Below are 11,125 nucleotides of genomic sequence, written 5' to 3'. Positions count from 1 at the left end.
GGCCGTCGACACCGAGCCGCGCCGTGGAACGGCGGTAGATCAGCGACACGTGCACCGCGGTCAGGCCGGAGCCGAGCGTGAGCATCCGCGCGCCGTGCAGCACCTGCCATGCGGCGTCGGCGATGTCGTCGACGTCGTCGGCTTCGGCGGTGCCGCGGGACTGGAGTTGCACGGCCGTGGTCACGTCGGACAGGTCGGGGTTCTCGGCGTCCACTTCGGTGTAGGCGTCGAGGCTGTAGGCCCGGTCGGGAAAGTCGGGCAGGGACCGCAGCGCCACCGGCGGATGCGGCGGCGCCTTGGGGAACGGATCGTTGCCGTACCAGACCGCGACCCCGCGGGCGTCGAGGAACTCAGCCAGGCCGGTCAGCAGGTTTTCTGTCCAGCCCACCGGGCCTCCCTCACAGGTGCAGGTGCCGGCGGACGGCGCGGCCGATGATGTCCCGCATCTCCGACCGATTGGCCAGCCACGGGATCTCCAGGAACTTGCGGCGCCGGCCGGGGTCGTGCCGGTAGGCATGCTCGTGCTGGCGGACGGCGTAGGGGGTGTCGTAGGACACGGCGGCCTTCTTGGCGGCCGTGTCGGTGGAGACCTCTCCGGACCGCTGCAGCGGCAGGTCTTCGATGGGGACGCTGCGGTTGGACTCCTCCAGTAGGTACTCGGCCGCCTCCTCCAGACCGGCATTGAGGCCCACACCCATGAGGGAGGAGTAGCGGTCGCCGTGCCACTCCATCCGGAACCGGCGGGTCACCGTGCCGTGACCTTCAGGTGCCGGATCGATGGGTCGCCCTCCAGGCGGCTGACTGCCACGACGGTGGCCTTGATCCCGGACGGGAGGGTGACCAGGGAGCGCGGCGGGCAGTTGGTGTCGCGCGGCATGTAGATCGTGGTGCCGTCGGTGACCTCGTGCCGGTCGGCCGAGCCGTCCCGGCCGCGCTTGTAGTCCGAGGACTCCTCGACCTTGCAGCGGACCGTGTAGGCGGGGCCGTACACCGCGCCGCGGGCGGACTCGCCGGTGAACGGTTCGATCGTGACCGTCTGGACGAACCAGCGGGTGATCATGTCCGGGCCCGGTAGGTGGCCAGGCGCCGCAGTTCGCTGTCGGCGAGTTCGGTGCCGAGCGTGCCGTAGCTCTTGGAGTGGTCTCCCAGGCGTTCCTGTGTGAGTGCGCCGGGGTTGTCCCAGCCGCGGGACGCCAGCGCCAGGCACACGCGCTTCACGCCCGCCGGGTAGTCGGTGTATCCGGCGCGCACGACCGCGTGCACCGCCTTGGCGCGCAGCGGCCAGCGTGAGCACCGGCGGCGCAGGATGCCGTCGTTGCTCCAGGTGAAGTCGGTGCCTTCGGTGAGGGGTGTCTCATCGCCGTCGACTGCGACCAGGGCGACGGAGGTGACGGCGGTGACGGGCCAGCGCGGCAGGATGAGCGCGTGCGTGCCGGTGCCGTCCAGGACGAGGTCGTCGACGGCGTCGTCCAGGGACTGGCCGATCTCGTCGTCGATCTCGCCGGTGGCCAGTTCCAGCAGCAGCTCGGCGCGCTCGGTTTCCCCTGCGGTGGCGAACCCGTCCTCCTGGCCGAGGAGGATCGCGAGTTCGTCCGCGCTGGCGTAGGCCATCGGCTACTTGCCCTCGCCGTCGCCGTCGCCCTTGGGGGCGTTCTTGGCGGCGGGGTCGGTGTCAGCCGGGAGCTTGGCCGAGCGCCTTGCGACAGGGCGGCGGCGTCGGCCGCCGGCCTGCCTGTCGCCGTCGGTGTACTCGGCGAATCCGCTGTCCACCAGTTCGGCGGCGCGGTCGTCGTCGAGTTCGATCCTGTCGCCGGGGGAGGCGGTGATCCCGTCGTCGGTGGCGATCGTGCTGAACATCTGAACGGTGCGCATGGCGTCCTCTCGTCGAGGTCTGCGGGGATGTAGAGGAGGGTGGGGTGGCCGCGGGCCAGGTCCGGGGTGGCAGGGCCCGCGGCCACGCAGGGGGGTCAGGCGTTCTTGCGGCCCTTGCCGAGGACGACGAACGCACCGAACACTCCGCCGGTGGACGGCGATCCCGTGGCGCCCACCAGGTCGACCCGCACGTACCGCTTGCGGCCCTTGTAGCCGACCTCGCGGACGACGTTGTCGTCGGTGGCGGCCAGGGCCGGTTCGGTGCCGATCAGGTCGGCGTCGGCGACAGCGGTGAAGGTGCTGTTGTCGTCGCTCTCCTTGACCTCGAAGGTGTAGAGGGTGCCGTCGGTGATGACGCCGCTGACGATGACGACGGTGACGGCCTCGTAGCCGGTCCGGTCGACGCTGGTGCCGTTGCCGGTCGCGGTGCGCGCGGCGGGCACCAGCGACTGCGAGACGGCGATGCTGTTGACCATGTCGGTTGCCATGGGAGAGTTCCCTTCCTGGTGTCGGTGGCCGGCCGGGTCAGCTGGCCTTGAGGCGGACGAAGGGCTCTTCCAGGACCGGCATGCCGTCGGTCTCCATCCGGCCGATGAACCCGACCTGGTTGTTGACCGCGTACAGCTCGTCGAGGCGCTGCACGTCCATGGCGAGGGAGTCGGCGATCCAGTAGAAGGAGAAGTCGCCGAGCATCCCCACGTAGGAACCGTCGGTGACGGTGTTGGGGACGTACTCGCTCATGACGTAGGGCAGGTCGAGGATGGTGTCCGGCCGGTCGCTGGCCAGGCCCGCCTGCCAGATGTAGACGTTGTTGGCGTCCTTGAGCTTGCGGATGTCGCGGACCAGGTTGCGGTGGAACAGCCACCGGGCCGCGGCGTGGTACTGCGCCTTGAGGAAGTACTTGGCGTCGATGAGGGCGTCCGCGGCGCCGGGGGTGTCCAGCGTGCCGGTGGTGTGCGGCAGGTTGGAGTCGCGGCTGGTGGAGATGCCCTGCGTGCTGGCGGTGAACAGGCCGAGCGGCTTCTCGTTGCCGTCGCCGGTCATGTACGCCTTCTCCAGCGTGACGCCGAACTTGTACTCCATCCGGGCCCGGACGATGGACTCGGGGTCCAGGGTCGCGCGGCGCAGCAGCGTCCGGCTGATCTTGACCAGCTTGGAGATCGGGTGCGGGCGCAGCTCCCGCTTGCCGAACCGGATCGCGTCGTCCTCGGTCACGGCGCCGAGTTCGGTGGTCCAGTCGGCGTCGTTCAGGTCGGTGTCCAGCGTCGGCACGCCCAGGCTCTCAGCCTTGGACAGCTGCATGACGGTGGCCAGCGGCCGGATCGCGACGGCGTCGTCGACGTTCTTCAGCAGCTCGGCGACGAACTGCTGCGGCGCCATCAGGTAGCCGCCCTGGGTGTCGGTGCCCATGTTCAGCGCGCGGGCCTGCTCGTCGTTCAGCGCGCGGGTGCCGCTCCGGACGAACGTGCGGAACGCGTCGGAATGCAGATCCTCGGCGGTGCGCTCCGGCTTGTCGTCGGGCTGCGGCTCGTCGCGGCGGCCCGGGTCGATGTCGCGGCGCTGGGCGTCGCGGGCCCGGATGCCGCGCTCGATGTCGGCGTCGAGGGTGTCGGCGTCGTCCATCAGCTTGTCGAACCGCTCGCGCTGCTGGGCGTCCATGCTCCGGCCCGGACCCGTGGTCTCGTCCAGGATGGACTGGGCCTGGGCCTTCAGCTCATTGCTGCGCTGCGTCATCTCGTGGATGTCCACGAGCGCTCCTCTCGGTCAGGTGTATCGGGGGCAGCCGACAGCGCAGGACCAAGCCCAGGCCCTGAGATCGTCGGGTGGTGCGCCCGCCCCAGCCCGGGGCGGGAAGTCTGATCAGCGGCTGAGGCGAGTGCGTGCCCGCGCGAGCCGCAGCCGGCGAGCCAGTCGCTCGCCGGTCTCGTCCTGGCCGTCCTCGTCGGGGTCGGCCGTGCGGCCCTTGCCGGGAGCCGGCGGAGCGGGGGCGTCCTGGCGGCCCAGGCCGGCGGCGGTCAGCAGCGCCGCGGCGTCGCCGGGCGTGATGAGCTGGCCGGTGCGCAGCGCCGACAAGGACCGGGCCAACCGCTCGGCGGTGGCGTCGGGGTCCATCGGCAGCGGCACCACCGAGGATTCGAACAGTTCCCACCGGGACGGCACGCCGTGCTCGTCGAGGCCGTCCACGCTGAACCCGACGGACATGGTGTTGAGGAAGCCGCCGCGGACCTTGCGGTCGACGGTGCGGGCGAACTCGTCGCCCTGGTCGAACTCCACCATCAGCCGCAGCTTGGGACCGTCGACGACGGTCTCGACAGCGCGGCCGATCGGCAGGGACTCGCGACCGAAGTAGTCGTGCCCGTATCCGATGATCGGGTTCTTCTCGAACCGGCCGAGGTCCAGGGCGTCCATCTTCAGGTCGATGCCGTCGGCCATCAGCCCCTCGTTGGCCACCACCCAGGGGATCGGGCCCTGCTCGGGCGCCCGCTCGACGTAGGCGCGGGCGTGAACGCTGCTCACCGGTTCCTCCCGGGCTTTTTGATCTGCCGGTCCCGCGGCGGGCCCGGCTGCTGGCGCTCCGGCCGGCCCTCGGGCTCGTCGGGCTGCTCGTCGGGCTGCTCGTCGGGGTCGGGGTCGGGCTGCGGGCGGCGCGGTTCGCGCATGGCTCCTCCTGGCCTGGTCATGCCGGTACCACCTGGCAGTCGCACGCCGGGTGCAGTGGCGGGTGGAAGGTGTTGCGCGGGACGGTGAGTGTGCCGTCCGGGCCGACTTCGGAGCCGGCCGCGACGAACGGCTCATCGATGCTCACCGTCTGGCCGTCCAGCTCCTGGCAGAACTGGCACTCCTCCGAGCCGTGCGCCATCCAGGTCAGCCGCCGGACGCCAGCCATCCGCCACACCTCGCGGGCGGTGGCGTTGGGGATCTGGTTGCCCTCCCACCGCGCCGTGCGCTCGGGCCGCTCAGCCACCCACTTGGCCAGCCGCGCCAGCACCCGCGCCGCCGCGTCCTGCGGTGTGGCAGCATCGACCAACTGCGCGGCGATCTGCCCCACGGCCGAGGCCACCCGGTAGGCGGCATGGCTGGCCACGTACGCAGTGATCCACCTCGACAGGTCGACCTCGTCCTCGTAGGCGACGTCGGCCGCGGCGTCAGCGGCGATCTCCTGACTGAACGTTGCGAAGATCGGCGTCCATCGCTCTTCGGTGGCCTGCGCGATCTGCCCGCGGTACAGCTCCTCGACCGCGGTCATGAACGTCTCGGCCGACCGCCCGGCGCGCAACGCCCGCTCATCCAAGTGCGCCTTGACGAGCTTGGTCACCTTGTCGCTCTCCAGCTTCACCAGCCGCGTGTCGGCGTCCACGATCAGCGCCTTGAAATGCTGCGCGATCTTCAGGCGGCCGTCGACGCCGCGGCCGGCAACCAACTGCCGGAGCGCGCGGGCGCGTCCCTCGTCATCGTTCAGCGCGTCGGCCTGCTGCGGGGTCGGCGCCGGCATCATGTTGAACGGCACCATATAGACCTCGCCGCGGCCATCGGGCAGCGGGTTGCGGTTCTCCATCTCGGCGACGTCGTCCGCGCTGAGCCAGCCCCAGTTGCGGCCGATCGCGTACGCCTCGTAACGGGTCTTCAGGTCACCGCGCAGCAGCGCGTCCGCCAGGTGCTCGGCGAAGAACCGGCCCCGCTCCTGCTGACCGAGAAGACGCAGGCTGATCGCCTGCTCCCAGGCCACGAACCAGACGCGCAGCGCGGAGGTGACGTAGTCGAGCTGCTGGGACTCGATGTTGGAGAACGTCGCCCGCTCCAAGTCGGCGATCTTGTGCGGGGGCAGCCGCAGCCACCGCGCCATCTCCGTCACGCCGAACCGGCGGGTCTCCAGGAACTGGGCGTCCTCAGGAGGGATGCCGACCTGCTGCCACTCCATCCCCTCCTCCAGGATGGCCACCCGGTTGGCGTTGTCCAGGCCCCGGTGCCGATTCTCGAAGCTGGCCTTGAGCCGGTTGTAGGCGGAGTCGCCGAGCGTGCCGGGGTGCTTGACGAACCCGCCCGGCCGCGAGCCGTTACCGAACCAGGTACCGCCGAACTTCTCGGTCGCGATGCCCAGACCGATCGCCTCACGCGCCAGCCGCACCACCGACCAGCCGCGGATGCCGTCGCCGCCCAGGCCCGCGATGTGCAGCACCTCATCAGGCAGCAGCGTGTCCTTGATTCCGTGCACCGGGTCGATGTACTCGTACACCAACCTCACGCGGCCGGGTCCGTCGCGCTTCACCCGCGGCTTCACCCGGTCCGGGCGAAGCGGCCACAGCGCCGTCACCTTGCCGCCCTGGCGGACGACTTCGGCGTAGCCGTTTCCCCACGTCAGCACGTGCCCCATCAGGGTCTGCCGGAACGCCATCGCCGACATCACGTCGTTAGCGGCGTCATGCAGCAGCGGGTACAGCGGGTGGTCGGTGGCGCGGCGCTTGCCCCGCTCCAGCCGCTCGTAAGTGATCAGCGGCAGCGAGGCCAGGTCGCCGGAGATGACGTTCACGCCGGCAAAGAACGGGCCGTAGTGCAGCGCGGTGTCCTCCGACACCTGGACGCCCGACGACGTCCCCTCGCCGCCCTTGAAGAAGTCCACCGCCCACTGCTCGGGCGTGGCGATCCCCGAGGTCTCCCCCGAAGAGGCGCGGAACGCCGACCGCATGAAACCCATGTCAGGCTGCCCGGCCGATCCGGCGCCGCGCGACGCCCTCCAGCGGCTCCTCGCGGGCGGCGGCGGGGCGGGCGGCGTTGAACGCCCCGGCCGCGCCCAGCGCCAGGACGAGCCCGCCGACGACGGTCAGCGCGCATCCCAGCGACACCCACAGCCACAGGCCCGCGAACAACACCAGCGCGCCGGCCACGGCCAGCACATCCCACTGATCGACCGGCGACTCGCGGTCCTCGCGCTGATCGGTGTGCACATCGGCTCCCTTCACAGCGTCCGCACCTCGCGGGTCTCGTACACGCTCTCGGCCGGCCCGGGGCGCATCCGCCCGTCGATCGCGAAGAACAGCGCCGGCATCCCATCGATCCGCTTCCCCGACGCGTCACGGTTCGGCTTCACCGGCCGGATCCGGTCCGGGTCATCGGTCGGCGACTTTGCTTCGAGGTTGTCGGCCATCCACCAGGCCACCGGGTTCCCGCCGTGCCGGAGCGTCTCGTCCTTCAGCAGGACCATGAACTCCTTCATCGGCGGCGTCATCCGCTCGTAGGTGGTGTTCGACTCGTACATCTCCAGGCCCGTCATGGACTCCACGGCCTGGCGCACCGGCTCGCCGCACCACTTGTCGTAGGTGATCCCGGCGATGGCGAACGCCTCATGGTCGGCGACGATGTCGGCGTACACGCGCTCGTAGTCGATGGTGTCGCCGTCGGTCGCCGTCACCCAGCCGTCACGCACCCAGCCGGAGAAGGCCCCGTCGGTGTGTTCGTCCAGCAGCGGCACCACAGCCTCGGGCGCCCAGAACCGCCACAGCACCGTGCCGTCAGCGAACAGCAGCGCCCAGGCGGTCAGGTCCAGCTTCGAACTCAAGTCCAGGCCCGCCCAGCACTTGCGGCCGGCCAGCCGCGGGCGCAGCCAGTCGGGATTCGGTGCGACCGCGCCCGTGCACGCGTCCCACAGATCCATCGGCACGTACCGGGTGGCCTGCTGCACGCGCTGGTTGGCGCGGAACTGCCGGAAGGAGTTCTCCTTCTTCGGCTCGTTGCGGGCCTCCAGCGCCTCCTGTCGCAGCGCCTCCCGCGACAGGAAGTCATCCAGTGCGGGGTTGGGCCACTTCCAGTTCGCCTCGTCCCACACATCCAGCGACACCGGCAGGTCCGGTTCGCCGGGGAAGAACCGGCGCAGCCGGTCCAGCTCCTCCTCGGTGCGAGGCGCCTTGCGGACGTAGGCGAACACGTGCGGCGCGCGCTGCGGGTCGGTCATCACCCGGTCGGCCTCGTCGATCATCCCCGCACCGAACGACGCCGGATCATTGGTCTCGGTGGTCATGCACACCAGCAGCGGCTGCGTCCGCGCGCCGGCCGCGGTCCGCATCGTCGTCCACAGCGAGTCGTCCCGCTGCGACAGAACCTCATCCAGGTAGAACCCGTGCGGGTTGTGGCCAAGCTCGCCGAGCGCGTCCGCGGTGATGATCTCGAAGTGGCTGGCGGTCTTCTCGTCCACCAGCCGCCGCGCGTTCTTGATGTGCTTGAGCCGCTTGCTCAGCGGCGGCGACAACTGCACCATCCGCAGCGCCGGCTCGAACACCTTCCCGGCCTGCTTGGTGTCGCGGGCCGCGCCGTACACCTCGGCCGACTCCTCGTCATCCCCGACCAGCAGGTACAGGAAGATCCCGGCGACCAGCTCGGACTTGCCGTTCTTGCGGGCGACCACGATGTGCGCCACCCGGTAGCGGCGCGAGTACCGGCCCCACTGATCAGACCACGCCACCTCGCCGAACATCGGCCGGATGACGTGGTGCTCCTGCCAGGACTTCAGTACGAACGCCTTGCGCGCCGATGGCCCTTTGGTGTGCACCAGGAGCTGGGCGAAGAACTGGACGACCCGGTTCGCGCGCGGCTCGCAGTAGTGCGCCCCCCGCTTGGGGCACGTCAGTTCGCGGAAGGTGTAGCCGCACACCGGACCCGTTCGGTCCGCCGGCCGCCACCGCGCGTCGTGATCGACCTCAGCCGGACAGGAGGTCTGCGGTCGGGTCACGGCGTTCCTCCCCGACGACCAGCTTCTGCCGATCCGACGGCGTCCACCCGAACCGGCCGCCGAGCGAACCGCAGATCGACACCGCCTCCTTGAAGCGGCTCATCGGCGACGCGCACCCCGGCACGATCGGCCCCGACGCCTCACGGGCGCCCTGCTGCACCAGCACCAGCGCCTCGCAGAACGCGGCGAACGCGTCGGCGTCCCAGGCGGTCAGCAGGCCCTTGGCGATCCGGTCAGGTGCGAGCCGGTCCCAGACCTCGCGCACCGGCGCCGGCAGTTCGTACGGCGGCTCGACGGGCAGCGCCGACGGGACGGGCTCGGCGTTGTTGATCCGGTCCGGCCGGTCCCCGTGCAGCACCTTCAGGGCCCTGGGCTTGGGCGGGCGCCCACCCTGCTCACCCATGTCGATCACCCCCCTTGGGAGTTCTGTCGGCGCACCTTCGAAGCCAACCCCGCGGTCGGCACCCCTTAGGCCCCAGAGATTTGACCCCCATACCCCTGTGACCTGCGTCGATGTGATGCATGGTCATCGGGGTGTGCGTGGGTTCCCGAAGCCGCCGTCACGTGATGCGGTCTTGCGGCTGTGGCATGGGTGGCATAGGGCCTGGTGGTTGGCGGGGTGGTTGTTGCGGCTGTTGCCGTCGATGTGGTCGACGTGGGCGCTGGGTCTGCGTCCGCACTCCTCGCAGACTGGACGCTCGGCCCTGATCTGTTCGGACAGTTCACGCCATGCGGTGTCGTAGCCCCTGTCGGCTGGTGAGGGGCGGGGTGTGGTGCGGCGGGCCTGGCAGTCGGTGCATTTGCTGCTGCGTCTGCCGGTGGGTTGGCCGCTGCATCCGCTGGTGGTGCATCGTCGGGCCGCCCGGGTGGGCATCACAGGTCCCGGACGCGCATGGGCCCGTAGACGATGGTCTTGCGTGAGGTGCCCGCTATGGCGTCGACGCGGTACCAGCGGTTCCCTGCCTCGGTGAGGGCCGTGTCGGGGATGGTCACCTCGAACGTCCCCAGTTCGGCGTCGGTGATGGTGATCTCGCCGCCGGTGGTGGACAGCGTCGTGACGCCGGGGTCGTCGTCGGGGGTCGCCTCGGACGCCTTCAGGAGCATCTCCAGGGTGACGTCGGTGAGGTCGAGTGGGCTTCCGAAGTCGGTTTCGGTGGCCTGTCCGGTGAGGGTCTCGTCGTTGGACTGGTTGACGGTGAGGGCTCGGCGCGTGGGCATCAGGTACCCAGTTGCTCAAGATCGCCGAGCGCCTGTGCCCACGACTCGAACCGGATGCCCCGGTCGTCGACATAGGCGATGGCAGGGAGTTTGCGGTCAGTGATCAGAAGACTGCCCTGGTCGTTCCAGAACTTCCCGCTGTAGCCGATTCGGCAGTTGAAGCCCCGGTTGATCAGCCACTCGGCAACGTCGCTAGCGTCGCGGGTCGTGTGGATGAAGACGGCGTACCGCTCCATGAGTTCCCGGAGGGCGTCGAACGCGCCAGGGATGGGCTCGTCGTAGATGCTGCCGTCCTGCCAACCCTTGCGGTAGGCGTGGATCACGCCGTCGAAATCGACTGCCACGGTCGGCATGCATCCTCCATCAGGTGATCGATCCGGTCAGGGTTCCGGTGGCCGTGAGCGTCCCCGTCCGGCCGTCCGTGGCGTCCAGAGCGCCCGCATAGGGCTCGTCCGGGGCGAGGGCTCCCGCGTACACCGGAACGGCCTCCAGAGCGCCCGTGAGGCGTCCTATGGGGGTCAGCGTGCCCGTGAGGTCAGGGAGCGTCCCAGGCTGCTCTCCGCCGCTCACTGGAACGGCGGCGTCGGTCTCCTCAGCAGTCCCGACTGCGCGGGTCTTGCCTCGGCCGAGCGCGCCGGAGGCGTCCGACTCGGTTGGGGGGCCGAGAGGGATGAGACGCACCCGGCCGAGGGTTCGTGCGGCGGCCTGCTCGATGGCGGGCTGCAGCGCGAGGTGCTTGGTCTTCCCGGTCGGCAGGGCCTGGGCGAGTTCGCTGGCCGGGCTGACTGGTTCGGTGATGGCGCCGGGCCGGGTGATGGGCTCGGCGGTGCTGATGTCGGTGGCGGGCCCAAGGGCGGCGGTCTTCGCCGCCCTGAGGGGCTGCGCCGCGTGGGTGGTGCTGGCGGTGCCGATCGCTCGCGTCTTGCGGCGGGCGACGGTGCGCGCCTCAGCGGTGCCCTGGGCGGCCGTGAGAGCCGCACGCTTGCCCCGGGCGAGCGGCCGGGCTTCGTCGGCTTCACCGGTGCCCTGGACGGCGCGTAGGTCGCCCACGGAGCGCGCGGTGGCCGTCTCGGCGGCGGTCGGGAGGGCGAGGGCCTTGCGGCGGCCCTCCGGCTGCGCGGCGTCCACGGTCGTCGCGGGTCCGGCTGTGAGCCGCTTCGCTTTCCCGAGGGCCTGCGCCGTCTCGGTGGCGCTCGCGGGGGCCGCTGTGCGCGTCTTCCGCCGCCCTGCGGCCTGTGCAGCGTCCACAGCCGTCGCGGTGACGGCCGTGCGGGTCTTGCGGCGCCCTACGGGCTGGGCGGTCTCGGTGGAGCT

The 11,125-nt window shown here is 70.6% G+C and carries 15 protein-coding genes and 1 pseudogene; all 16 read right to left on the bottom strand.

Annotated elements, in window-relative coordinates; genetic code table 11:
• Nucleotides 1–388 (bottom strand): hypothetical protein (locus tag VIU94_RS12640; protein WP_331910764.1); only part of this gene is annotated, 388 nt, incomplete at its 3' end.
• A gap of 10 nt (nt 389–398) precedes the next feature.
• Entirely contained in the window at nt 399–749 is a 351-nt protein-coding gene (locus VIU94_RS12635) for a hypothetical protein (protein WP_331910762.1), read from the bottom strand.
• Entirely contained in the window at nt 746–1,060 is a 315-nt protein-coding gene (locus VIU94_RS12630) for a hypothetical protein (RefSeq protein ID WP_331910760.1), read from the bottom strand. The genes VIU94_RS12635 and VIU94_RS12630 overlap by 4 nt, the downstream gene beginning before the upstream one ends.
• Entirely contained in the window at nt 1,057–1,611 is a 555-nt protein-coding gene (locus VIU94_RS12625; protein WP_331910758.1) for a hypothetical protein, read from the bottom strand. Before VIU94_RS12625 ends, VIU94_RS12630 begins: the two co-directional genes overlap by 4 nt.
• A 3-nt stretch (nt 1,612–1,614) precedes the next feature.
• Nucleotides 1,615–1,872 (bottom strand): hypothetical protein, encoded by a 258-nt coding sequence (locus VIU94_RS12620; RefSeq protein ID WP_331910756.1) that lies wholly within the window; start codon nt 1,870–1,872, stop codon nt 1,615–1,617.
• 95 nt (nt 1,873–1,967) lie between these two features.
• A complete protein-coding gene (locus tag VIU94_RS12615; protein WP_331910754.1) occupies nt 1,968–2,360 on the bottom strand; it encodes a hypothetical protein in 393 nt (130 codons plus the stop codon).
• A 37-nt stretch (nt 2,361–2,397) separates the two neighbouring features.
• On the bottom strand, nt 2,398–3,621 hold the full coding sequence (locus tag VIU94_RS12610; RefSeq protein ID WP_331910752.1) for a phage major capsid protein: 1,224 nt from the start codon (nt 3,619–3,621) through the stop codon (nt 2,398–2,400).
• Nucleotides 3,622–3,732: 111 nt separating this feature from the next.
• Entirely contained in the window at nt 3,733–4,389 is a 657-nt protein-coding gene (locus tag VIU94_RS12605; protein ID WP_331910750.1) for an HK97 family phage prohead protease, read from the bottom strand.
• Nucleotides 4,386–4,532 (bottom strand): hypothetical protein, encoded by a 147-nt coding sequence (locus VIU94_RS12600; RefSeq protein ID WP_331910748.1) that lies wholly within the window; start codon nt 4,530–4,532, stop codon nt 4,386–4,388. Before VIU94_RS12600 ends, VIU94_RS12605 begins: the two co-directional genes overlap by 4 nt.
• 17 nt (nt 4,533–4,549) lie before the next feature.
• On the bottom strand, nt 4,550–6,556 hold the full coding sequence (locus VIU94_RS12595; protein ID WP_331910746.1) for a phage portal protein: 2,007 nt from the start codon (nt 6,554–6,556) through the stop codon (nt 4,550–4,552).
• A gap of 10 nt (nt 6,557–6,566) precedes the next feature.
• Nucleotides 6,567–6,815 (bottom strand): hypothetical protein, encoded by a 249-nt coding sequence (locus tag VIU94_RS12590; protein WP_331910744.1) that lies wholly within the window; start codon nt 6,813–6,815, stop codon nt 6,567–6,569.
• Between the two features lie 11 nt (nt 6,816–6,826).
• Entirely contained in the window at nt 6,827–8,593 is a 1,767-nt protein-coding gene (locus tag VIU94_RS12585) for a terminase large subunit (protein ID WP_331910742.1), read from the bottom strand.
• Nucleotides 8,562–8,996 (bottom strand): P27 family phage terminase small subunit, encoded by a 435-nt coding sequence (locus tag VIU94_RS12580; protein ID WP_331910740.1) that lies wholly within the window; start codon nt 8,994–8,996, stop codon nt 8,562–8,564. The genes VIU94_RS12585 and VIU94_RS12580 overlap by 32 nt, the downstream gene beginning before the upstream one ends.
• Nucleotides 8,997–9,466: 470 nt before the next feature.
• A complete protein-coding gene (locus tag VIU94_RS12575) occupies nt 9,467–9,811 on the bottom strand; it encodes a hypothetical protein (RefSeq protein WP_331910738.1) in 345 nt (114 codons plus the stop codon).
• Nucleotides 9,811–10,164 carry a hypothetical protein gene (locus VIU94_RS12570; RefSeq protein ID WP_331910736.1) on the bottom strand — a complete coding sequence of 118 codons (354 nt, stop codon included), beginning with the start codon at nt 10,162–10,164 and terminating at the stop codon, nt 9,811–9,813. Before VIU94_RS12570 ends, VIU94_RS12575 begins: the two co-directional genes overlap by 1 nt.
• Before the next feature lie 10 nt (nt 10,165–10,174).
• Nucleotides 10,175–11,125: pseudogene (locus tag VIU94_RS12565) on the bottom strand (hypothetical protein); the annotation flags it as partial.

It is taken from the genome of Streptomyces sp. (assembly GCF_036566765.1).
Taxonomy (GTDB): Bacteria; Actinomycetota; Actinomycetes; order Streptomycetales; family Streptomycetaceae; genus Streptomyces.
The sequence above is the reverse complement of the archived record's forward strand: the minus strand, read 5'-3'. Positions and strand labels throughout refer to the sequence as shown.